This window comes from Burkholderia latens, assembly GCF_902499045.1.
Lineage (GTDB): Bacteria > Pseudomonadota > Gammaproteobacteria > Burkholderiales > Burkholderiaceae > Burkholderia > Burkholderia latens.
In genome coordinates, this window is sequence record NZ_CABVPL010000003.1 from 223,309 (window position 1) to 245,378 (window position 22,070).

Annotated in this window: 25 protein-coding genes; 13 read left to right on the top strand and 12 right to left on the bottom strand. The window is 67.6% G+C overall.

Translation table 11 applies throughout. The annotated features are described in order from the left end of the window. Window positions 1–12: 12 nt before the first annotated feature. The 3 genes from BSE24067_RS03590 (at window position 13) to BSE24067_RS03600 (ending at window position 3,501) form a co-directional block, all read left to right on the top strand. A complete protein-coding gene (locus tag BSE24067_RS03590; RefSeq protein WP_151064957.1) occupies window positions 13–1,221 on the top strand; it encodes a sensor histidine kinase in 1,209 nt (402 codons plus the stop codon). Window positions 1,222–1,309: 88 nt separating this feature from the next. Then, on the top strand, window positions 1,310–2,080 hold the full coding sequence (locus tag BSE24067_RS03595) for a response regulator transcription factor (protein ID WP_151064958.1): 771 nt from the start codon (window positions 1,310–1,312) through the stop codon (window positions 2,078–2,080). A gap of 83 nt (window positions 2,081–2,163) precedes the next feature. Next, window positions 2,164–3,501 (top strand): secretin N-terminal domain-containing protein, encoded by a 1,338-nt coding sequence (locus BSE24067_RS03600; protein ID WP_244130446.1) that lies wholly within the window; start codon window positions 2,164–2,166, stop codon window positions 3,499–3,501. A gap of 329 nt (window positions 3,502–3,830) precedes the next feature. Here BSE24067_RS03600 and BSE24067_RS03605 read toward each other — a convergent pair whose 3' ends face one another. From BSE24067_RS03605 to sctU, 11 genes are all read right to left on the bottom strand, one after another. Further along, window positions 3,831–4,286 carry a CesT family type III secretion system chaperone gene (locus tag BSE24067_RS03605; RefSeq protein WP_151064959.1) on the bottom strand — a complete coding sequence of 152 codons (456 nt, stop codon included), beginning with the start codon at window positions 4,284–4,286 and terminating at the stop codon, window positions 3,831–3,833. A 123-nt stretch (window positions 4,287–4,409) separates the two neighbouring features. Continuing rightward, window positions 4,410–4,619 carry a hypothetical protein gene (locus BSE24067_RS03610; protein WP_006765597.1) on the bottom strand — a complete coding sequence of 70 codons (210 nt, stop codon included), beginning with the start codon at window positions 4,617–4,619 and terminating at the stop codon, window positions 4,410–4,412. 173 nt (window positions 4,620–4,792) lie between these two features. Beyond that, entirely contained in the window at window positions 4,793–5,080 is a 288-nt protein-coding gene (locus BSE24067_RS03615) for a type III secretion system protein (RefSeq protein WP_226094072.1), read from the bottom strand. Beyond that, window positions 5,077–6,117: an HrpD5 family protein gene (hrpD5, locus tag BSE24067_RS03620; protein ID WP_174904691.1), complete on the bottom strand. Its 1,041-nt coding sequence runs from the start codon at window positions 6,115–6,117 to the stop codon at window positions 5,077–5,079. The genes BSE24067_RS03615 and hrpD5 overlap by 4 nt, the downstream gene beginning before the upstream one ends. 114 nt (window positions 6,118–6,231) lie before the next feature. Beyond that, window positions 6,232–7,320: a helicase gene (locus BSE24067_RS03625; protein WP_254600351.1), complete on the bottom strand. Its 1,089-nt coding sequence runs from the start codon at window positions 7,318–7,320 to the stop codon at window positions 6,232–6,234. Window positions 7,321–7,430: 110 nt separating this feature from the next. Further along, on the bottom strand, window positions 7,431–7,694 hold the full coding sequence (gene sctS / locus BSE24067_RS03630) for a type III secretion system export apparatus subunit SctS (RefSeq protein ID WP_006765601.1): 264 nt from the start codon (window positions 7,692–7,694) through the stop codon (window positions 7,431–7,433). Window positions 7,695–7,704: 10 nt separating this feature from the next. Further along, window positions 7,705–8,361, bottom strand: coding sequence for a type III secretion system export apparatus subunit SctR (gene sctR, locus BSE24067_RS03635; protein WP_006750699.1), 657 nt, complete (start codon window positions 8,359–8,361; stop codon window positions 7,705–7,707). After that, the gene (gene sctQ, locus BSE24067_RS03640) at window positions 8,348–9,472 is read right to left on the bottom strand and encodes a type III secretion system cytoplasmic ring protein SctQ (RefSeq protein ID WP_151064962.1); all 1,125 of its coding nucleotides are present in this window, start codon (window positions 9,470–9,472) and stop codon (window positions 8,348–8,350) included. Before sctQ ends, sctR begins: the two co-directional genes overlap by 14 nt. A 7-nt stretch (window positions 9,473–9,479) precedes the next feature. Then, window positions 9,480–10,472, bottom strand: coding sequence for a type III secretion system protein SctP (sctP, locus tag BSE24067_RS32910; RefSeq protein ID WP_346265373.1), 993 nt, complete (start codon window positions 10,470–10,472; stop codon window positions 9,480–9,482). Further along, window positions 10,435–12,411 (bottom strand): FHIPEP family type III secretion protein, encoded by a 1,977-nt coding sequence (locus tag BSE24067_RS03650; RefSeq protein WP_151064964.1) that lies wholly within the window; start codon window positions 12,409–12,411, stop codon window positions 10,435–10,437. The genes sctP and BSE24067_RS03650 overlap by 38 nt, the downstream gene beginning before the upstream one ends. A 5-nt stretch (window positions 12,412–12,416) precedes the next feature. Further along, window positions 12,417–13,475, bottom strand: a complete 1,059-nt coding sequence (sctU, locus tag BSE24067_RS03655) for a type III secretion system export apparatus subunit SctU (RefSeq protein ID WP_151064996.1) — start codon at window positions 13,473–13,475, stop codon at window positions 12,417–12,419. A gap of 376 nt (window positions 13,476–13,851) precedes the next feature. On the opposite strand from sctU, the gene BSE24067_RS03660 reads away from it, so the two are divergent. The 10 genes from BSE24067_RS03660 to BSE24067_RS32745 all read left to right on the top strand — a co-directional run bounded on the left by BSE24067_RS03660 (window position 13,852) and on the right by BSE24067_RS32745 (window position 20,998). Beyond that, window positions 13,852–14,421 (top strand): HrpB1 family type III secretion system apparatus protein, encoded by a 570-nt coding sequence (locus BSE24067_RS03660; protein ID WP_151064965.1) that lies wholly within the window; start codon window positions 13,852–13,854, stop codon window positions 14,419–14,421. Window positions 14,422–14,449: 28 nt separating this feature from the next. Further along, on the top strand, window positions 14,450–14,848 hold the full coding sequence (locus tag BSE24067_RS03665; protein ID WP_151064966.1) for a serine kinase: 399 nt from the start codon (window positions 14,450–14,452) through the stop codon (window positions 14,846–14,848). 47 nt (window positions 14,849–14,895) lie between these two features. Beyond that, a complete protein-coding gene (gene sctJ, locus BSE24067_RS03670; protein WP_151064967.1) occupies window positions 14,896–15,690 on the top strand; it encodes a type III secretion system inner membrane ring lipoprotein SctJ in 795 nt (264 codons plus the stop codon). Continuing rightward, window positions 15,638–16,498, top strand: a complete 861-nt coding sequence (locus BSE24067_RS03675; protein ID WP_244130444.1) for a type III secretion protein HrpB4 — start codon at window positions 15,638–15,640, stop codon at window positions 16,496–16,498. The genes sctJ and BSE24067_RS03675 overlap by 53 nt, the downstream gene beginning before the upstream one ends. Further along, entirely contained in the window at window positions 16,492–17,487 is a 996-nt protein-coding gene (sctL, locus tag BSE24067_RS03680; RefSeq protein ID WP_151064968.1) for a type III secretion system stator protein SctL, read from the top strand. Before BSE24067_RS03675 ends, sctL begins: the two co-directional genes overlap by 7 nt. Window positions 17,488–17,538: 51 nt before the next feature. Next, entirely contained in the window at window positions 17,539–18,930 is a 1,392-nt protein-coding gene (gene sctN / locus BSE24067_RS03685) for a type III secretion system ATPase SctN (RefSeq protein WP_151064969.1), read from the top strand. A 15-nt stretch (window positions 18,931–18,945) separates the two neighbouring features. After that, the gene (locus BSE24067_RS03690; RefSeq protein ID WP_151064970.1) at window positions 18,946–19,431 is read left to right on the top strand and encodes a type III secretion system protein; all 486 of its coding nucleotides are present in this window, start codon (window positions 18,946–18,948) and stop codon (window positions 19,429–19,431) included. Window positions 19,432–19,482: 51 nt separating this feature from the next. Beyond that, the gene (sctT, locus tag BSE24067_RS03695; RefSeq protein WP_151064971.1) at window positions 19,483–20,289 is read left to right on the top strand and encodes a type III secretion system export apparatus subunit SctT; all 807 of its coding nucleotides are present in this window, start codon (window positions 19,483–19,485) and stop codon (window positions 20,287–20,289) included. A gap of 75 nt (window positions 20,290–20,364) precedes the next feature. Further along, entirely contained in the window at window positions 20,365–20,754 is a 390-nt protein-coding gene (locus BSE24067_RS03700; protein ID WP_151064972.1) for an HrpB1 family type III secretion system apparatus protein, read from the top strand. Further along, a complete protein-coding gene (locus tag BSE24067_RS32745; RefSeq protein WP_279612894.1) occupies window positions 20,663–20,998 on the top strand; it encodes an alpha-hydroxy-acid oxidizing protein in 336 nt (111 codons plus the stop codon). The genes BSE24067_RS03700 and BSE24067_RS32745 overlap by 92 nt, the downstream gene beginning before the upstream one ends. 220 nt (window positions 20,999–21,218) lie before the next feature. On the opposite strand, the gene BSE24067_RS03710 is transcribed toward BSE24067_RS32745, so the two are convergent. Further along, window positions 21,219–21,920: a FadR/GntR family transcriptional regulator gene (locus BSE24067_RS03710; RefSeq protein WP_151064973.1), complete on the bottom strand. Its 702-nt coding sequence runs from the start codon at window positions 21,918–21,920 to the stop codon at window positions 21,219–21,221. Window positions 21,921–22,070: the final 150 nt, after the last annotated feature.

The following is a 22,070-nucleotide window of genomic DNA, read 5'->3' on the forward strand; positions in this document are numbered from 1 at the left end:
GCAGGAGGCCATGTGAACGAATCCCGTACTCAGCCGCATTCGCTGCCCGGCGTGCAGCCCGCAAAGCAGTCCGAGCCGCGGCCCATCCAATCGGGCTTGCCCGTCGACGCATGCGGCGAGGGCGCCGCCGATCGCCGCTTGTCCGACGACGAGGTGCGCCGCCTGCGCGGCACGCTGCGCGGGCTGCCGTGCGGGGTGATCGTGCTCGATCGCGCGGGCGCGGTCGTTCACGCGAACGCGCGCGCGCTCGAGATGCTGGCGATGACGCTGCCGGCGGGCGTCGATTTCAGCGTGGCGCTGAGCGAGCGCTTCGAGATGACGGACGTGCCGCGGCTGCGCGATCTCGAAGCGGGCCGCGAGGTACGCGTGGACGATTCGACCTTCTGGATTCAGGCGGGCCCCGCCGGTGCGTGCGCCGGCGCAGGGGCGGGCGAATCCGTGATCGCCGTGACGGACGTGACGCCGTTCGCGCGCTCGCTCGACGAGCGGGCCATGTCGCTGCGCTTTTTGCTGCACGATCTGCGCTCGCCGCTCAATTCGATCAGCGCGCTCACGCAGCTCGATGCGAGCGACCCCGAGGCATTCGAGCGCTGCGGCGGCATGCAGCAGATCACGTCGCTCGCGCAGTACGTGCTCTCGCTCGGCGAGCAGTTCATCTTCTCGTCGGTGACCGAGCATTTGCAGGCGCGCGACTTCAAACGGTTCGATCTGCGCGCGACGCTGCGCCAGATCATCTCGCAGCTGGAGGTCACCGCAGTCTATTGCGGCGTCGCGCTACACTTGTGGCTGCCCGACAGTGCGCCGCTCTGGGTGAACGGCATGCGCAATTTCGTGGCGCGCGCCGTCCAGAACGTCATCGACAATGCCGTTCGCGCGTCGCCGCGCGGCGAGGCGGTGACGGTGTCGATCCGGCAGGCCGACGGTTTCGCCGAGGTGGTCGTCGACGATCGCGCGGGCGGGCTGCCGGGGCTCGTCGACGGCGATCGGCTGACCGACTTCGAGAAGCTCGGCAAGCGGACGGCAACGGGCTTCGGTCTCGGGCTCAAGCTCGCCGTGCAGATCGTCGGCATGCACGGCGGCGCACTTTACGCCGAGCTCAACGGACAAGGCGGTACCATGTTCGTGCTGCGTCTGCCGTGCCTGAATCCTGTCGCCGCGAAGCCGCACGCGACATCGCTTGTCGATGCCGACCGCGCGTTGCGCGCGGCGCGCGGCGACTGAGGCGCCAGAGCGCGGCCCGTATTCGTTTGGCACGCGTTGCGCGGACCGGGCGCCGGCTCCCGCGCGGCCGTCAGAACCAAGGGTTCACATGAAATCGCTTGCAGGCAAACCCGTACGCATTCTGTTCGTCGAGGACGACGTCGCGCACCACGCGCTCATCCATTCCTGGCTCAAGAGCGAGGGCTACCACATCGACGCTTTTCACAGCGGGCTCGATGCGCAGCAATTTTTGTCGGAGCAGTGGGCCGATCTCGCGATTCTCGACTGGGATCTTCCGGGCGTTTCCGGCGACAAGCTGCTGCAAAAGATCCGCAGCCGTTCGCAATCGATCATGCCCGTGATTTTTCAGACCGTGCACTCGGCGGAGTCCGACATCGTGCGCATACTCGATGCGGGTGCCGACGACTATCTCGTGAAGCCCTACGACAGGCAGGTGCTGCTCGCGCGCATGCGCGCCCTGCTGCGGCGCTTCGCGCCGATGAACGTGCAAGGCCGCAAGATGTTCGTCGACGGCGAATGCGCGCTCGATCAGCAGTCGCGCTCGCTCGTGGTGGCGGGCGTCGCGCACAAGCTCGGCACCAAGGAGTTCGACATTCTCTGGCATCTCGCCCGGCACACGGGCGCCGTCGTGCTGAGGCAGGATCTGATGAGCGTGGTCTGGGGGTGGGATGCGGCCGTGCAAAGCCGCTCCGTCGACATGTACGTGAGCCGCCTGCGTGCGAGCTTGAAGGCGGCCGGCGTCGGCTGGACCGTGCAATCGGTCTATGCGACGGGTTACCGCCTGATCCTCGAGCCGGATACGGATCAGTCGGGCGCCGATGCGTCGGGCGGCGGTGCGTCGCCGGAAGGCGCCGCATGAGCGCGGCACGCATGCGAGCGCTCGTGCGCGGCGCCGTCGCTGCGTTCGCATGCGCGGCCGCCGTGCATGCGCACGCGGCGAGCATGGAATGGGCCGGCGGCCCCGGCGCCCGCTTCGTGTACGTGACGAACGGCGCGGGCCTCGCGGAGGTCCTGAATGCCTTCGCAGCGGGGCAGCACGTTGCGCTGCGCATCGACGGTCAACTGGACGGCGTCGTGAGCGGCCGTTTCGCGATGCCGCCGCAGCGCTTTCTCGATGTCATGAGCCGTTCGTACGGATTCGTCTGGTACTACGACGGTGCGGTCCTGCATGTGTCGCCCGCGAACGAGCAGGCGCATGTCGCCATCCGGCCTCACTTCCTTTCCGCGAAAGCGCTGTGTGCGTCGCTCGAGCAGGCAGGACTTGCCGATACGCACTTCCCGTTGGCGATGGACGCCGCCGCGCAAACTGTGAACGTGCGCGGGCCGGCGACCTACGTGGAGCGGATTCGTGCCGCGGCCGAGCGCTTCGAGCGCGACGCGCGAAAGCGCGTGCGTTTGTCCGTGCGGGTGTTTCGCCTGAGTGCCGCGAATGCCGCCGACGAAACGCGCGTGGTCGATGGCCGCACGCTCGTCGTGCCCGGTGTGGCCACGCTCTTGCGGCGCCGTTTCGAGCGCCCGGCCGTTGCGAGCGGGACCGCCGTTTCCGATGCGCCGCGGATCGTCGAGTTCGATGCGGCGTTGCCGGCGATCGAAGCGGACGCGGCCACGAACTCGATCCTGATACGCGATCGGGCCGAGCGCATCGACGCCGACGGCGCGCTCGTCGCCAGCCTGGACGTGCGCGCGCAGCTGGTATCGGTCCAAACGTGGGTGGTGGATGTCGATGGCGACGCGCTCGCCGCGTTGCAGCCCGCGCTGCCGCCGGCCATGGCCGACGGGGCAGGCGCGGCGCAGGCGGCGGACGCGCGCGAGCGCCGCGATGCAGGTATCGCGCCCGACGGCGGCCGCGCGCTGCTCGCGCAGCTCAAGGCATTGGCCAGGAGCGGCCGCGCCGAAATCCAGGTGTCGCAAACGGCGCTCACGCAGGACCGCTCGCCGGCCGTCATCGACCGCCACGAGGCACGTCTCGCACGCCGCGATGAGGACGACCTGCCCGATGACGGTGCCCGCGATCTCTGGCTCTCCATTGCACCGACGGTCGAAGGCGCCGCGTCGATGCCGCGCATCGGCTTGCGCGTGGAACTGGGGCGCCGCCGCGATGCGAGCCGCTATCGGGCCGTCGACGAAAGCCTGGCGCCGGGCGAGTGCCTCGTCATCGAGGGGCCGGCGCGGCACGGCGGCGATGGCGAGCGTCGCGCGGACGATGCCGATTCCGGCAGTGCGGGAGAGGGGGGCATGCGCCGCCGCCTCGTCCTGCTGATACCGCGCGTGGCAGCCTAGGGCCTGTTCATGCTAATGACGGGCTTGCGCTGGCCCCGCGAATGAATTGTTCCAAACAGGGGAACGTGCCTTTGCGCCCGCATGGTGGCGTCGTTCGTCGTTGCAATAGCAACGGCTATTGCGCCTCCTCTCTCCTTGCCCTGCGGGCGCAAAGGCACGTTCGCAAGCCCGTCATTAGCGTGAACAGGCCCTAGCCGCCGATCGGGCGAGCGCCCGCGCTCGCGTGAGCGTGAGCTACGTGCGGTGTCCGAACGGATGCGACGGCTGGCCAGGCATCGATGCGCGCGCGGATGCGCCGCTTGCGTGACGCGCGCTTGCGCTTGCCGGGCTTACGCCCGCAGCCACATGAAATTGCCCGAGGCGATGCCTTCGAACATTTCGTCGGGCGATTCGAGGATGTTGTTTTGCCAGTAGCGGCCGTGTTCGGCGTAGTGCGAGAAGAGATCGGCGAGATAATCGCCGGTGATCGTCGGGCCCATCGGCAGATGCACGAGCAGCACGACGTTGCCCGTATCGGATTCGAGGCACAGTTGCGCCTGGTCCTGTGCGTAGACGAGCAGGTTGGCCTCGAGCATGAGCCGGAAAACGACGAGCGACCGGCCGGGCGTGACGGCGCCGTAATGAAAGCTGACATAGACCGAATCGGCGTCGGTCTCGTGGTGGTCGAGATGGACGTCGAACCCTTCGATCTCGAGCGTTTGCGTTTCGACGACATACTCGGCGTCGGGCAGCCCGACCACCGCGCAAACCTCGTGAATCAACTCGACGAAACGTTCCCTGCTCATGGGCGGCAATCTCCGGCGAAAATAGGGCGGCCCGGTTGCAAAAAAGCGGGGGCACGCAGCTGGAAAGCCGGGCTTTCCGCTTTCGTGCCCCTCGCGCGAACGGACTGCGGCAAGGCGAGTGGCTTACTGGCCCTTCGCGGCGTCGGCGATGTTCTTCGCGCCGTTGTTGCCGACGGAAGCGAGCGCGGACGTTTCCTGCTGCTGCATGTTGATCTGCATGGCGGCCATCGTCATGGCGTTGTTCTGGTTGGCCATGGCCTGCATCTGGCCGACCATGTCGGCGTTTTGCGAACCGGCTTGCGAGACGCCCGAGCTTCCGATCGATGAAGACATGATGTATTCCCCTTATCAAGAAAGTGATGGAAAAAGCACTGCTGGTGGTTGACGCCTGATGCTTCGGTAAAAGGCCCTTGGCCGTGGTGGCCGCCGGTCCGGACCGGCTGACGCGCAGCCGGATGCTGCAACTGCAAACTGTTCGACCGTCTTCCGTGTCGCCGCGGATGCCGTCAAAGCGCCGCGCCACGGGCGCTGTGGCGCTCCTGCAGCGTGAGCACGATGCGGCGCGCCGCGATCATCCCGCGATAGAGCTTTTGCAGATCGAGCCGCTCGCGCTCGTCGGCCGCGGACTGCGTGGCCGTACTGATCCGGCGCGCGGTTTCGTCGAAGGCCGCCGCGATGCGCGCGACCCGTTGCGCGCCGTCGGGCGCCGAGAGCGTGGCATCCAGCGCGTTCAGATCCTGCGCGATGGGAAGCAATGCGTCGTACATGTCGGTTCCTTTGGTGGTCGAGGTCAATTGTTTGCTTCGTCCTTGCTGCTCGCGAACAGATGCTTCGTGCCGTCGGGCGTCTCGATGTAACGCAGGCCGCCCGTGGCGATCACCGCCGTGTATTCGACATCGGGCGCGAGCGCCTGCGCCTCCTTGACATCGACGTCGACGCGCTTGACGTTGTCGCCGAGGTCGGCCCTGATACCTGCCATCAGCGTGCGGAAGGTCGTCATCGACTGCACGCTGCCGCTCACGCGGAAGATGCCGTGGCCTTGGTAACTCACTGCCGCGCCCGTGCCGGCGAGCGACTGCTGGATGTTGTCCACGTCTTGCTGCGCGACGTCGTATTCGCGCCGCACCTTGCCGCGCGCGAGGCTGTCCATGATCCGCTGCGCCTTCGCGCTTTCGTCGGTGCTCGTCACGATGCCGCGCACCGCCACGCTGTCCTTGCGTGCCGTTGCCTGCAGATCGCCGAGGCCTTCGCGGTGCAAGGCCTCCTGCAACTGCCGTGCGAGTGCGTCGGCGTCGAACCTCACGCTCGCCGCTTCGCTCGACTGCGTGCCCGCGAACATCACGCCGGCCACGGCGATGCCGCCGATCGCAGCGGTGCAGGCGAGCGCCAGCACGGCCGTGCGCCAGGGCACCTTAGGCGAAGCGGCCGGCGCATCGCCGGCGCCGGATTCGTCCGGATGGGCCGGGTCTCGATCCGGCGCGTCTCCATCCGCGTCAGCCCCCGTCGCGACGTCGGTGGCAGGCGGCTCGGCCGTCTTCCAGAGGCCCGCCAGCAAATCGAGATCGCGCGGCCAGGCTTCGCCGTCGGGGCCCACGCAACACACGACATCGCCGAACGGCACGGCCACGAAGTCCGCCACGAGCACCTCGTCGCCGTTCGCCGAGCGGATCCGCGCCACACCGTCCTCGCCCACGCAAAGCTCGATGTCCTCGACCGTCCAGTCGCTGATGCAGACATCCGAGTGCTCGGTGGCGCCGATCCGGTAGGTGCCGATCGTGAGCCGGACCTGGGCTCCGGCGTGCGTGCCGGTCAGTACTCGAAGGGCTTTCATGATCGTGGTATCCGTGTATCCGACGTGGGTCATGCGGTTGCTCTTGCTGGTCGCCGCTCCGGTGTTTCGCTGCTTAGCGCATCGGGCCGCCGGGCGTTGACCGTCAAAATCAGTTTAGGGTTTTGCCGTTGGCGCCGCCGGCGCCATGCGAACTTCGAACGTCGTATCCGAAGCGCCGGCCTTGGGGTTGGCCGCCCGTTGCACCCCGGCGCCGGTTTGGCCGCCGATCGCGCCGCCCGTGACGGCGGCACCGGCTGGTGCCCCGCCGGCCGGCAGCGCGGCTTGCGTGTCGAGAATGCGTTGCTTCACTGCCCCGATCGATTGATCGTCGTACGAGTATTCGATGCCCGCGCTCTGGCGCGCCAGCGTGTTGTCGAGCGATACGCCGAGAAGTCCCGCCACCGCGGCGGCCTTGCCCGGGGTCGCCGCGCTTTGCATCAGTGCCGCATGGCGGTGCGCTTGAAGCCGGGCAGCATTGCGCCGGAGCGCCATCGGCGAGCGCATCGCCAGCAGCATCGGCACCGCCAGCAAGGGCCCCAGCTCGATATGCGCGGCAAGCCGCAGCACCTCCTTCGCGCACGCCGCCGCGAGTTCGGCCGGCAAGTCCGGCGCACCGAGCTTTTGCCTCGCGAGCAGTTGCATCGTGGCCGCGAGCGGCTGATTGCGCGCGGCGGCCTTCGCCCGGCCCGCCTTGCCGATCGCGAACTTGCGCGGTTTGTCGCGGCCTTCGCCGGACTGACGGCCATCGCGCCGAGGCTGCCCGTCGCGCGGCGCACTCTGCTGCGGCTGCCCCGGCTCTTCGCCCTGCTGATTCGAGCCGCGATCGTGCCCATGGCCGTTGCGATGCTGTTGCTGCCCGTCGCCGTGTTGCTGATCGCGCTCGCGCTTTTGCTGCTGTCCGTGCTTTTGCTGCTGACCCTGCTCGTGCTTGCGTTCGCGCTCGTGCGGGTGTTCGTGCTCGTGCTTCGGCTCGAGCGCGTGCTGATCGTCCGGCCGTTCGTGAGCCGATGCCTCTTTGCCCTGCGCCTTCGCCGAGCCCGCCGGCCGCGGCCGTTGGCCGAGCTGGCGCATCAGCTTTTGCGCGGAAGGGGGCGGCGGCTTGTGCATGCCTTCGGCAAAACGCTTGCCGCGGTAGAAAGCGGCGGCGAGCATCTTGTTGTGCTGCATGCGCGCGCGCTGCATCTTCGTGTGCTGCACCTTCACGCCCGTGAAGCCGCGCGCATGGGTCATCTGGCCCATCTGCTCGGCGCCGGCCTGCGCCTGCTGCGCGAGATCGGCGGCGTGGTGGCCGTGGTCGTTGCGGATCGGCGAATTCACGACGGCACCGCCAGCGTGACGATCTGGTTGGCGAAGCGCAGGATCGCGGCGGCGCCCCAGGCGCCGATCATGAGCACGGTGGCCACGACGGCGACGAGCTTCACCGCGTACGAGATGCTTTGGTCCTGCATCGACGTGATGGCCTGCACGAACGAAATCGCGAGGCCGGAGAGGGCGGCGACGGCCACCACCGGCATCGAGACGGACAGGCAGAGCAGCAGGCCCTGCGAGGTGATGCGAACGAGCGTATCGGTTTCCATGGCGTGCGCCTCAGCGATAGGTCATGACAAGACCGTGAATCAATGTGGACCAGCCGCTCATGACGACGAACAGGAGCAGCTTGAACGGAATCGCGACGTTCGTCGGCTGGACCTGGTTCAGGCCCATCGCCATCAGCACGTTGGCGATGACGAGATCGACGACGATGAATGCGATGTACAGCAGAAAGCCGATCTTGAAGGCGTCGGCCATCTCGGTCAGCGTGAAGGCCGGAGCGAGGACGATGAGGTCGTCCTCACGGATCTTCGCCGCCATGTCTTTCGGCCAGACCACGGTCGCCGAGCGCACGAAGAACCGCTTTTCGCGCTCGTGCGCGTGCTTCTTCAGAAACGCGCGAAACGGCTCCTTTGCCGCATCGAACGCATCGAGCACGACGAGCGACGTGTCGCTGCCGGGGGTGCGGTGCATCGTCTGCATGGTTTGCATGGCCTGCATGCCGATCGGCGCCATCACGTAAGCGGAGACGAGGACCGCGATGCCGTTGAGCACCATGTTCGGCGGCACCTGCTGCACGCCGAGCGCGTTGCGCAACAGCCCGAGCACGACCACGATCTTCGCGTACGAGGTCGCGACCATGGCGACGAACGGGATCAGGCTGATCGCGACGACGGTGATCAGCAGCCCGGTGAGATCGCTAAACTGAACCATGGCCGCGCGACAGCTGAACGAGACGCACGCCGAGATGATCGCCGACGCTCACGAGTTCGCCGAAGCCGATCGTCTGCCCGTAGGTGACGAGCCGCACACGCGCATCGGGCAGCGCGGTGGGAAGCTCGAGCACGTAGCCCGCGCGCAGCGCCGAGAGCTGGGCGACCGGCATCGAAACCGTGTCGATCTCGAGCTTCAGCGGCAGGTCCAGCTGGCTGATGTCGACGGGCGTGTCGATCGAATCGGTAAGCGGCGCATTGAACTGCGTGTCATGGCTCATGGTGGGGTCCTCGCTCAAGGTCATCAGATGGTGGGTGACGTGTGCCACGGCGCGCAGTTGCCGCGTCCCGTAGCGGCCCCAGACGACTTGCATCGGGGCGGATGGGCGCTCGCTCGCGAAGAGCGCGCGGGTGGCTTCGGACACGGCACGCAAGATGACGTCCCCCGCGCGCAGCGAATCGAGGGTCGTCACGTTCATCGTTTTCTCGCCGATCTGCAGCCGGCCGGGTACGGCGATCTCGCTCACATGGGTGGCGAACGGCGTGCATTGCCGGGCCACGAGCGTTTCGAGCGCGTCGAGCCAGCCGCTGTCGATGTGCTCGATCACCGCGTCGAAGCGGGTATCGCGCAGGCGCAGCGAAAGCGCGCAGCAAGGCGCGCTCAGCGGCTGACGCGCGGCAGGTTCGAGCGAGACGACTTCCACGCCATCGAAGCCGAGCGCTTGCAGCGCGCGCCGCAGCGGATCGAGCAGGATGGCGCACACGGCATGGCGCAAGCGCTCGTTGACGGGCTCGTCCGACGCGACGACGCTCGCGAGCCCCGTGTGCTGTCCGACGTCGATGCGCACCGCGGCCGTCTCCATGCCCCAGCGCAGGCGCACGACAGCGGCGCGCGCCGGCTCCACGAAATCGTGCGCACCGACGCTGAAGGTCGAGACGCCGAGCGCGTGAGCGAGCAGTGCGCTCAGGCGGTCGTCGACGGCGAGCCGATGCTGGCGCGCGGTGGCGGCCGCGAGCGCGGGCAGCCGAGCGGGATCGAGAAAAACGGCCACCGCCGGCGCTTGGGCGCCCGCCGCAACGTGGTCTGTCAGTAGCGTTCGTGTGGTGTCCATATTGGTTTTACGTGACGATGATCTCGACGCTGCGCGCGCCGTCGAAGCGGCTTTGCATCACTTCTTCGAGGCTCGTGCGCAACGTCGCCGCATGCTGTGAGATTAGTTCGCGGGAGCGTGCGTCCGTGGTGTCGAAGCGAAGCGTCAACTGGAAATGCGAAAGCGCGAGGCTCAACGTGCAGCCTGGCAGCAGCGCCGGATCGATGGGGATCGTGATCTGCCAGTCGCCGCTTTCGAACACGATCGGATTCGCGCAGAAGTCCGACACCTCGGCGACGATCGAATCGACGAACCGGTTCATGTCCTGGCCCGTGCGCGCCGGTGCCCGCACGGCGACCACGGTGTGCGCGCCGCCTGCTTCGGGGCGCTGCGGCTCGCGCGCGGCTTGTACGCGCGGCGTGTGCGGCGCAGCCATCGGTGGCTGGGCGTTGGGCGGCCTCTGCGGTGAAAGCGGCGCCGCGCCCCGCGCCGGCATCGGCGCCGGTGCGGGTATCGTCGAACATGCCGGCACGTGCATGAGCGCAGGCATCGCCGAATGCATCGGCACGCGCATCGTCGAATGCATGGGCGGATGAATCGCCGCAGGTACCGGCGCCGGCGCCGCCGGCCGAGCGTGCGCGGCAGCGTCATCGCGTTCGTCGCCGAAGCCGGCCTGTGCGTCGTCGTCGCGCTCGCCGCTTTCGGCATCGTCGCGATGTTCGTCCGCGGCGAACCCGGCGGCCGGGAAGAGCAGATCGGCTTGCTCGGCGAAGCGGGGTTCGGCCGGTGCGGCACAGGGCTGCTCGTCGCCGGGCGTTTCCGATGCGCCGGCGCGGACGCCTTCGCGCAGGCGCTGAAAAAGGGCGGCCTGGCGGCTCAACTGCGCGGCCGGCATCTCGGGTGCGGGGTCGGTGTGCGTGGCCGGCGCTGCGATGACGCGGGCGCGATGAGGGGCGGAGGAGTGCATGGCGCGGTTCGCTCGATCACATCGCCAGGCGGCCGACGGGCTGGAGGTCGACATGCGCGCCGAGCTCCTGGTACGAATACACGGGCAGCCAGGGCAGCCGCGCCTCGATCATGCGCTTGATGTAGCGCCGGATATCCATCGACGCGACGAGCGCCAGCGGCTGCCGCGGCGTGTCGCCGACGATTTCGGCGATCCTGCCGACGAGCCGGGCGATTTCGTCGGGCGGCAGCGCGAGGAAGTTGCCCGTGGGGGTCTGTTTGATCGACTGCCGGATGTGCTGCTCGACCTGAACGTCGACGAGTACGACGGGCAAATCCCGCACGCCACCCGTCGCGCGATAGGCGATGAGCCGGCCGAGCTCCATGCGGATGTATTCGGTCAACATCAGCATGTCCTTCTCCTTCGGTCCCCAGACGATCAGGCTCTCGGTGATGCTGCGGATATTGCGCACGGGCACGTCTTCCTCCAGCAGCCGGCGCAGCACGTCCGCCATCTTCTGCAGCGGCAGTGCCTTTTGTACCTCCGCGACGAGGCCCGGGTAGTCCTCGTTGAGCTGATCGAGCATCCACTGCGCTTCCTGAATGCCGAGAAAGAGATGAGCATTGCGCCGCAGCAGGTCGATCGTGTGGCGTGCAATCAATGCTTCCGGTGTCGCCGCGGCGGCAGGCGCGTCCGCGGCGCCGCCGTCGGCCGCCGCGTGTACCGCGCGCGTTTCGGCGAGCGTGGTGCGCCCTTGCGGCACGTCGAAGATGAGCACTTCGTAACTGTCTTCGGGCAGCGTGCCGTCGGTCCACATCATGATGCCGGGGAACGGCAGACCGACTGCCGATTGCAGCGCATGGCGCTGTGCGTCGAACGCGCGGTCAAGGGCATCGGCCGCGAGGCGCGCGCTGACATCGGCTGCGAGGCGCACGCCGAGCGGGCAGGTGAACTGCGGCGGGCGTGGCAGGATCGACGGCGCGTCGCCCTTGGCACCCGCGCGCTGCAGTGCCCCTACGGGCTTGCCGGCGCCTTTGGCCGGACCATCCTGCTTTTTCTGCAGGCGGTAGCCGACGAAGCCGAGCAGCGCGGCGAGCAGCGCGAAGAGCGCCGCCGGAAAACCGGGCACGGCGGCGAAGCCGAGCAGCAGCAGCGCGGCGAAGTACAGCGCACGCGAGCTGCTGGTGAACTGGCGCCTGATGTCTTCGCCGAGGGAGGAATTTCCATGGTCGCCGCCTTCGTCCACGCGCGTGATCATGACTCCCGCGGCCACCGAGATCAGCAGCGACGGAATCTGCGAGACCATGGCGTCGCCGATCGAGAGGACCGAGAAGCGGTTGGCCGCGTCGCCGGCCGACATGCCGTGATAGGCGACGCCCACGGCGATGCCCGCGACGATGTTGATCATCGTGATCATGAGGCCGGCGATCGCATCGCCTTTCACGAACTTCATCGCGCCGTCCATGCCGCCGTGCAATTGGCTTTCGATGGCGAGCCTTGCGCGTTTCCTGCGGGCCTCGTCCGGTGTCAGGATGTTCGCGCGCAAGTCGGCGTCGATGCTCATCTGTTTGCCGGGCAGCGCATCGAGCGTGAAGCGGGCTCCCACTTCGGCGACGCGCTCCGAGCCTTTGGCGATGACGATGAACTGCACGACGGAGATGATGACGAACACCACAAGGCCGACGACGAGATTGCCGCCCACGACGAGCTGGCCGAAGCTTTCGATGATTTCGCCGGCATCGGCGTGCAGCAGGATCGACTTCGTCGACGCGATATTCAGCGAGAGCCGGAAAAGCGTCGTGAAGAGCAGCACGGACGGGAACGCCGACAGCGTGGCGATATGGCCCACGTACATCGTCACCATGAGCAGCGTGATGCTGATCGTGATGTTGATCGCGAGCAGCCCGTCGATGATGGCGGGGGGCAGCGGCAGGATCATCAGCGAGACGATCGCGATCAGCAGGACGGCGATGCCGGCCTCGCCGATGCCGGGCAGTTTCATGGTCTTGAACATGTCCACTACTCCGTGGTGGCGGTTTGAGGCGCGAGGCCGTCCACCCAGCGAAGAATCGCGGCGACGACTTCGAACAGTTCTTCGGGAATCGGCTGGTTGAGCGGCACCTTGTGCAGCATGCGCGCGACGGGCGGGTTCGCGACGATGGGCACGCGCGCGTGCATCGCCTGCTGGCGCAGCCGCAGCGCCTGCTCGTCGAGGCCCTTGGCGAGGACGACGGGCAGCGGAAATTCCGCCGGGTCGTAGCGCAGCGCGACCGCGTAGTGAACCGGGTTGACCACGACGACGTTCGCGCGCGCGACGCCGCCTTTCGGGCCTTCCTGCGACATCTCTCTCGCCATGCGCTTGCGCTCGCCCTTGAGTTCGGGGTTGCCTTCGCTCTCCTTGTGCTCGCGCTTCACCTCGTCTTTCGACATCCGGTTCTTGCGGATGAAGAGCCACTTCTGCAGCTTGTAGTCGAACGCGCCGATCACGACGAACACGCCGAGCGCAACCGCGACCACATGCATGAGCACGGACCACAGCACGCCGATCAACTGCGGTACCGACTGATCGAGCGCGCTCGCCACCACGGGCATCGCGCTTTTGATCGTCTGCCACATGACGGCGACGAGAATCGCGGCCTTGCCGACCATCTTCGCGAGGTCGATGGCCGAGTTCATCGAGAAGATGCGCTGAAAGCCGGACCCGGGGCTGACCGACGCAAGCTTCGGCATGACGGCTTTCAGCGAAATCTTGAGTCCCGTCTGCGGGGCGAGCGCGATGATGGCGGCGACGAGCGCAACGGCCGCGATCCCGCACAGCAGACCGAGCGCCTGCAGGCCGATATGAACGAGGACGGTCCAGAGGTCCTGCAGCTCGCGCTCGCCGTGGGTGAAATCGACCGCTTCCTTGACGATCGCGCGCAGCGTATCGGCCAGGTAGTGCTGGCCCGCCGTCAGCACGAGCACGATCGAGCCGAGCGACGCGACTTCGACGAGGTCGGAGCTCTTCGCGACCTGGCCTTCCTCGCGGACTTTGTCCAGCTTCTTGTCTGTGGGCTCTTCGGTTTTCTCGTCGCTCATGACCGCTGTCCTTCGCTTGTCGCAGGCGCGCAGCCGGGATTGGGCGCCGCGATGCAACGTTAGCGGCGCCGCTGTTTCCGGCGCGATGGCGATGCGAAGCAAGGACAAGCGCTGCGAAGCGATGCGGGGCGACGGCGCGTCGCTCGGGCGCAGGCCACGCGAGCAACGCAATCCGCGCGACGGCGCGCATGAGCGAGGACGTCCGCTAAAGCGGCACGGAGCGCCGCGCATTGCATGCGGCGCTTCGCAATTCGTTGTGCGACTTCGTGCCCGGCACGTGGCGCGCCCGTCGTGTTGCGTAACTTAGCGTCAACGGAAGGCCACGCCTCATCGGGTGCGGCCCGTCGGATCGAATCTGATTTCCTTGGGGGAAAGGATGGACGTTCTGAAGGATCGGCCGCAGTGCCCATCGGGAGTCGTCGGCGCGATCGTCGACCTGGTCAGGGTGGCATTGGCCCGCGCGGGCACGCCGGAGCAAGTCGATATCGACGATCTCGAGCACCTCGTCGACGTGCTGCATCTGCTGCGCCCGGATTCCGCCGAATTCGCGTTTTTCGACGGCTGGCTGCATATGGTGCGCGAGGAATGGAGCGACGCCGAACGACTCTTTCGCAATCTGGTCGAGCGCGCGGTCTGCCTGCCGGCCAGCAAGGGAATGTTGCTGCAGTGCCTGAAGGCCCGCCAGGAGTTCGGTTGGCAGGAGGAGGCGCGACACCTGCTGGAGGAAGGCGGCAACGAAGAGGTTGAACGGCTCGCGAAGGTTCTGCTTGCGAGCGAGGAGCTGAAGCAGGCGGTCGCGACCGCGAAGCGCACGGGCCGCTTCGTTGCGCCGGATTCCGCGCTCGCGTTCGAGAACGGAGCGCATGCCGAAGACGGCGAAGCGGTCGCGACGCCGTCGTCCTCATCCAGCGACATGCTGCTGACGATGCAGTACATGCGTGTCTGAGCCTGTTGCCTCTACCAGGAGAAACGAAATGAGCATCACGACTGCATCGCAACTCCAGTACGAACTGGCCCGCGTCACCGGTACGACGCCCGCGGCGCCGAATGCGGACGCGGTATCGCAGCCGCTCGTCGACAAATTCCAGGCGATGATGGCTTCGGGGCCCCAGCATGCGGCAGCCGTCCACCCGACCGAGCGCGCGGACCTCGTGACGAAAGCGGTCGAGGAGCAGGCGGACTACTACCGGCAAGTGCCGAACGACGTGCTCTATATGACTCAGCACATGAGCGCGCTGTCGATGGAGCGCCTTGCCGCCGCCGACATGACCATCCAGCTCGAGATCGCAAGCCTGAACGCCGATCTGCAGGTGAAGATGGCAACCGTGCAGTCGTCGAAGGACGCCGTGCAGACGCTCATGAAGAACCAGTGACTTGACGTCCTCCCCGTCCTGAAGAACGGGGTTTCGCGGAGCAACTGATGAAACCGAACCTCATGCCTTCGAGGCTGCCCGCCGCATGGCGGCTCGTCGCGGTGGCGGCGCTCGTGCTGTCGCTTGCGGCCTGCAAGCAGGAGCTCTACGGGCAATTGACCGAAAGCGACTGCAACGAAATGGTCGCCGCGCTGCTGATGTCCGGCGTCGACGCGCAAAAGAGCACGCCGGACGGCGGCAAGACCTGGTCGGTCGGCGTCGACGAAAAGCAGATCGTGCATGCCGTGGAAGTGCTGCGCGCACGCGGCCTGCCGCGCAAGAAATTCGACGACCTCGGCTCGCTGTTCAAGAAGGACGGGCTCGTTTCCACGCCGACCGAGGAGCGCGTGCGCTTCATTTACGGTTTGTCGCAGGAACTCGACGACACGTTGTCGAAGATCGACGGCGTGGTCGTGGCGCGCGTGCAGATCGTGCTGCCGAACAACGACCCGCTTGCACAGTCGGTCAAGCCGTCGTCCGCATCGGTCTTCATCAAGTACCGGCCCGACGCGAATCTCGAGCGGATGACGCCGGCGATCAAGAACCTGGTCGTGCACAGCATTGAGGGGCTGACCTACGACCAGGTCAGCGTGACGAGCGTGCCGGCCGATGCGCTCGATCCGCCTGCCCGCCCGCACCGCCAGGACGGCTGGGTCGTCTATGCGGGCGGCGCGCTCGGCATGCTGATGTTGATGCTCGCCGGCGGCTTCGCGCTCTTGCGCGGCAACGTGCTGAAGGGCGGCGGCCCACTTGCGGGCCTGCTCGCGCGCCGGCCGGGACGTGCGGCGAAAGCGCCGGCATGACCTTCGATCCGAACGATCGCATGGCCGGCATGGCAAGCGGGGTGAGCACATGATCAGCGCATACGATGCAGCCGATGCGTACGACGCAGCCGCCGACAGCGTTGCCGCGCCGAACAGCGGGACGCCGGCGGCCGTGGCGGCGAGACTGGCCGCGTACCATCGGCGCCGGCGTACGCTGTTCGACTGGATGCATCCGGCGTACCTTGCCCGCGTGCCCTGGGCGGATCGGCTCGGCGCATGCGGCCCCGCGCAGGCCGAGTCGCTTGCCGATGCGCTGCTCGACGAATGGGGCATGCCGGTGCCGCCGCTTGCCGCGTTCAACGCACCGGAAACGGCGCTTGCTTTGCTGCCGGCGCACGATTGTCTGACCGTGTTCCGCTTGCGCGCGCTCGTGGAGCAGGCGGAGCCATTGCGCGCCTGGATCGACCGGCCGCGTCGCGAGAAGTTGACGGGCTGGATCGGCGCGCGCGGCGTCAATCTGCTCTTCGCGCGCGGGCGCGAGCTTGCGGGCGATGCGCGCCCGCTTGCCACGCGCGCGTGCCACGCGGCATCGGTCATGCAAGTGCCGCTCGACGCGGCCGATGGCGATGCGCTCGCCTGGCTCGGCTTTCGGCTTTTTGGGCGCGACTGCCGATGGGCGCCGGACGGCCCGCTCGCGATCATGCGGTTGGCCATGCCGGTGCGTGACGATGAGCGGGCATTGCCGCCCCCTTCGCCGCCGCTGTCACTACCGCCTTCGGAGGGCTCGAGCCCGAGCCTTTCGATCGTCTCGCAACTGCCCGACTTGTTTCCGGAGTGGCCATGGTGATCTGGTTACGCAATTCGCACGCCGAAGGCACGACCCTCGGCGTGGGCGTCGAAGGCGACGTCCTGCGTCATGAGCGCCTCGCGGCGATCGTCGAGCTCGATGCGGCGTACGCCGAGATGCGCCGGCAATGCGACGAGGCGCTGGACGCGGCGCGCGCCCAGGCCCGCATGCTGCTCGACGAAGCCCGCGCCCGCGCGGACGAGCTCGTCGAGCGCGCCATGCGCGAGTTCGCGCAAGCGGCCGAGCGCGGCTACGACGACGGTTTGCGGCGAGGGCTGACCGATTGGCACGCACGCGCGGCGGTTGCGCACGCCGAAGCCTGCCGGCTCGCGCCCGGGCAGCAGGAACGGCTGGCCGAGCTGGTGACGCTGGCGGTCGAGCAGATCGTTGCGTCGGTGGATCCGAAGGCGCTTTTCGCGCGCGCGGCCGCGACGGTCGAGCGGATCGTCGCCGACGGCAGCCCCGTTCACCTGCGTGTTCATCCGTCGGATCTGGCCGCGGCGAGCGCTGCCTTCGACGAAGCGGCCGCGGCGTGGCGCGACGCGGGGCGCTCCGTGCGACTGCGCGTGGCGGCCGACGCGACGCTTGCGCCCGGCGCATGCGTCGCCGAAACCGACCTGGGCGCGATCGACGCGAGCTTGTCGTTGCACCTGGCGGCGATGCGCGGCGCCCTGGCGCGCGCGGTGCGAAGCGTGGCGGAGGAGCCATCGGGCGACGCGCCGAATGCGCGGCCCGGGGATCGCGCACAACCCGTCGACGCACAGGCCGGTTTCGGCGACAACGCCGAGGTACCGATCGGCGAGTACGCCGCCGGAGCCGGCGAGGACCTGGCAGACCCGGATGCGCGCGCGGACGACGGCGGCGATGGCAGCATCGGCGACGAAGCAGGTTGGCAAGACGATGCCGCGGCCCTGCAAGCGGCGGGCGCCCTGCGCGACGAGGGTTGGGCCGATGGCGCCCATGCCGACGCGGACGCGATGTCCATCTGAATCCGCCTTCGCGCGGTACGTGGAAGAAGACATGACAAGGAACGGAGCGCCATGATCGACAGCGCGGGCGGTTTCGGAACCGACGAAGCGAGCGGCGTGCGCATCGCGCAGCCAGCGGCCGTACGCGGCTTCTCCGCGCTGATGGATGCGATGGAGCGCGAACTGCGCGCCCGCGCACAACCCGCGGCATGCGGCAAGGTTCAGGAAGTGATCGGCACGCTCGTATGCGTATCGGGGCTCGACGCGACGCTCGGCGAGCTATGCGAGCTGCGCTCGCCCGAAGGCGCCTTGCTGCAGCGTGCCGAGGTGGTCGGCTTCTCGCGCGACGTCGCGCTGCTCTCGCCGTTCGGCCGGCTCGGCAGCGTGTCGCGGGCGACACGCGTGGTGGGACTCCGGCGTCCGCTTTCGCTGCGCATCGGCCCCCGCCTGCTCGGCCGCGTGATCGACAGCCTCGGCGAGCCGATCGACGGCAAGGGGCCGCTCGAATGCGACGAGTGGCAGCCCGTCATCGCAGATCCGCCCGATCCGATGTCGCGGCCCGTCGTCGATACCCCGATGCCGACGGGCGTGCGCGTCGTCGACGGCATGATGACGCTGGCCGAGGGCCAGCGCATGGGCATCTTCGCGCCGGCTGGCGTCGGCAAGAGTACGTTGATGGGCATGTTCGCGCGCGGGGCGCGCTGCGACGTCAACGTGATCGCGTTGATCGGGGAGCGCGGCCGCGAAGTGCGCGAATTCTGCGAGCACATTCTCGGGCCCGAGGGAATGGCCCGCTCGGTCGTCGTCTGCGCGACATCGGACCGCTCGTCGATCGAGCGCGCGAAGGCCGCGTATGCGGCAACGGCGGTGGCCGAATACTTCCGCGACCGCGGCATGCGTGTGCTGCTGATGATGGATTCGCTGACGCGCTTTGCGCGCGCGCAGCGCGAAATCGGCCTGGCGATGGGCGAGCCGCCGACGCGGCGCGGCTTTCCACCGTCGATCTTCGCGGAGCTGCCGCGGCTGCTGGAGCGCGCGGGCCGCTCGGAGCACGGCTCGATCACCGCCCTTTACACCGTGCTGGCCGAGGACGAATCGGGCGGCGACCCGATCGCCGAGGAAGTACGGGGCATTCTCGATGGCCACATGATTCTTTCGCGCGAGATTGCGGCACAGAACCGCTATCCGGCGATCGACGTGCTCGGCAGTCTTTCCCGCGTGATGACGCAGGTGGTGCCGCGCGAGCACGTGGCGGCGGCGGGACACGTGCGGCGGCTGATGGCCAAGCACAAGGAGGTCGAACTGCTGCTGCAGGTGGGCGAGTATCAGAGCGGCACCGATGCGCTTGCCGACGAAGCCATTGCGAAGATCGACGCGATCCGGGCTTTCCTCGGCCAACCGACCGATCTGCTCGTCGACCCGAACGACACGCTCGCGGCCCTCGGCGAGATCGTGCAGTCCTGATGCAGGAGACGAGCGATGAAAGACCGCCGCGTTGCCGCGTTCGAGCGCGTGCTCTCGCGTCGCCGCCAGCTCGATCGCCAGCTCAATGCGGCGCTCGGCGGTTTGCGCGGCGAGCTGCGGGCGCTCATGGACGCCCTGGAGGAAAGCCGCGCGGCGGTGCGCGCGCATGCGGCCGAGCTCGCCGCGCACGACGGCAAGATCGACGCGATGCTCGGCGGCGTTTCCTTCCGGGCGGACGAGTATCTGAAGCTGCGCGAATTCCGCTCGCATGCGGCCGGGGAGCACGCGATGCTCGAGGCCCAGGCGGCGCAGGCCGGGCAGGCGCTCGCGGCGAAGGAGGCGCAGATCGGTGCGCTGCGCACGGAGATCCTGCGCAACCGTGCCCGCATCGACATCTACGCCAAGCGGCGCGACACGCTCGTCAAGGCTATCGAGCTCGCGATCGAGGACGCGCAGGATGACGAAACATCGGAGAGCCGCCGGCCCGGTCCGGCGTTTTGAAGCGGCGAGCGCGCTCGCAAGCCGGCATCCATTGAACGACAGGCGACTGAAATGAGCGAGATTACATTCGCATCGATCGAATCGAGCCATCAACTGGTCAGGTTTCTGATCGTGCTCGGCCTTTGCAGCGAACGATTGATGGTCCTGATGATGATTTTTCCGCCGACCTCCGACAACGTCGTGCAAGGCCGCGTGCGCACCGCGCTCGCGCTGCTGTGGGGCAGCTTCATCGCCTACGGACAACGCGGCCTGCTCGAGCAGGGGGATGCGACGATGCTCGTGGGCGTCGGGTTGAAGGAGGCGCTGATCGGCGTCGGCCTTGGCTTCGCGGCATCGACGGTGTTCTGGGCCGCCGAAAGCGTCGGCACGTACGTCGACGATCTGACCGGCTTCAATCAACTGCAGATGCAGAACCCGAGCCAGGGGCAGCAGACGTCGCTGACTTCCACGCTCCTGAGCCAGTTCGCGATCGCGGCGTTCTGGTGTCTGGGCGGCATGACGTTTCTGCTCGGCGCGATCTACGAATCGTATGCCTGGTGGCCGCTTGCGAATCTCACGCCGGCCGGCGGATCGGTACTCGAATCGTTCGTGCTGCTGAAAACCGACTCGCTGGTGGAAACGGTGGCGAAGCTGGCCACGCCGATGATGCTGATGCTGCTGCTGATCGATATCGGCTTCGGCTTTACCGGGAAGGTGTCGCAAAAGCTCGATCTGCCGTCGCTGGCGCAGCCCGTGAAAGGCGCGCTCACGATTCTGATGCTCGCGTTGATGGCGGCGATTTTCATCGATCAGGTACGCGATCAGCTGTCGCTCGTGGGCATCGCGGCCGAGGCGAGGGCGCTCGCGGGCGGCAAGTGAAACGCGCTGAATGTGCGAGCGAGTGCAAGTATGCGTTCGCCGATGGCGATTGGCTGAAAAAGCCTGGAGAAGAACATGATCGAGACGTTGAGCGACGACGCGATCGTTACGGGGATGATGGACGTGCTGTGGGCCGGCGCGGCGCTGGATACGTTTTCGGACGTTCAGGACCTGCTCGATGCGATGGCGGTGCTGTGTCCCGGAAACGGCGAAATGCGCGAGGTGCTGGCCTGGTGGCATGTGCGTGCACGCGCCTGGGGCGAGGCGTTGAGCGAATTGCGCCGGGCGGAGCGCGACGGCGCGCTGTCGTCGCGCGGCATGGCGCTCGCGGCTGTATGTCTTTACGCGCTTGGCGATGCATCGTGGCGCACCTATGCCTACGCGGCGGCGTACAAATCCGACGACGCGATGGCGACGCGCACCGCTCAGGCGCTGCTTGCAGCGCCCGCGATCGGGCGCGGATAGCCGCCCGCGGCTGGGTCCGAGTCGCAGGGGTGACAAGGAAAGCGCTTATTTCTTCCTGCTCGCTTGCCGGCCCCGCCGGCGACGCGAAAGCCGCCAAGGCCAGGTAGAAGACGGCGTAACCGACGTCATCGAGATGATCAAACGGGAAACGGACCGGACGCTCGCCCTCATCGGCTGTCGCTCGGTGAGCGAGCTCGATCGCAGCTACGTTTCGACGCGGCCATCGCGAGCAATTGCGCGTTGACGCCGGGCCTGGACGAAGCACCGCCCGGATCGCCGTCCAGTACGAGTTTTCAGACTGCCGCGCCGATTGGCGGCACGGGCGAGTTCACGGCGTGCAAGATGGGCTGCCGTCATGTTCGAGCCGGGCAGGCGCGGCGAATCGCGGCCGTCGAGGCCGCGCGCGATCCGCGCGGGGCCGTCGGCCGTTGGTGCGGACAGCCTCGATCACCACGCGCGCGCAGTCAATCCGGATCCGCTTTCAGCCCGCCGTCGATCCAGCGCGCTTCCGACGCGCGAAGATGCGCGCGCATGGCCGTTTGCGCCGCAATCGGGTCGCCGGCCTGCAGCGCGACGAGTACGTCCTCGTGCTCGCGCACGGCGGCGGTCCAGGTCTGCGGATTTTCCGCGTGGCCGCGCATCGCGGTCGCGATCGGATCGTGGCGGCTGTCGAACAACTCGCCGACGAAGCGCGTAAGCACCGAATTGCCGGCAGCTTCCGCGATCAGCATGTGGAATTGCCGGTCGGCTTCTACCGGTGACTTGCCCGCTTCCGCGAGCCGCTTCATCCGCTGAACCGTGCGGCGCAGGCGGTCGAGCATCGCGGCCGTCATCCGCGCGGCGGCCAGCGCGGCGACGCTGCCTTCGATCGCCGCGCGGGCCTGCATCAATTCCGACGGGCTGTCGCCGAGCGTGGTCATCGTGCCGACGTCGTCGGCCGCCGTGTCGCGGACATAGACGCCGGAGCCCATCCGGATTTCGATCTGCCCGCCAATTTCCAGTGCGATCAGCGCCTCGCGCAGCGACGGCCGCGATACGCCGAGCGTCAGCGCCAGCTCGCGCTCCGGCGGCAGCCGCTCGCCGATCGCGAATTCGCCCTGACGAATCAACGCGACGATCTGGGCCGCGACGGATTGGTAAAGCCGCTTGGGTTCTGTCGATTTCATCCGATGGATTGGGTCAATGCGCTTTCGGCACAAGCGCGTGTCGCGGAGTCTATCACGCCCGTCGCTTCGCCCCGTGTGGTGGCGAATCGGCCCGATGTCCGGGTTTTCACGGTTGGTCAGATCTGATTGAAATAGTTAAATTGGCTTGAC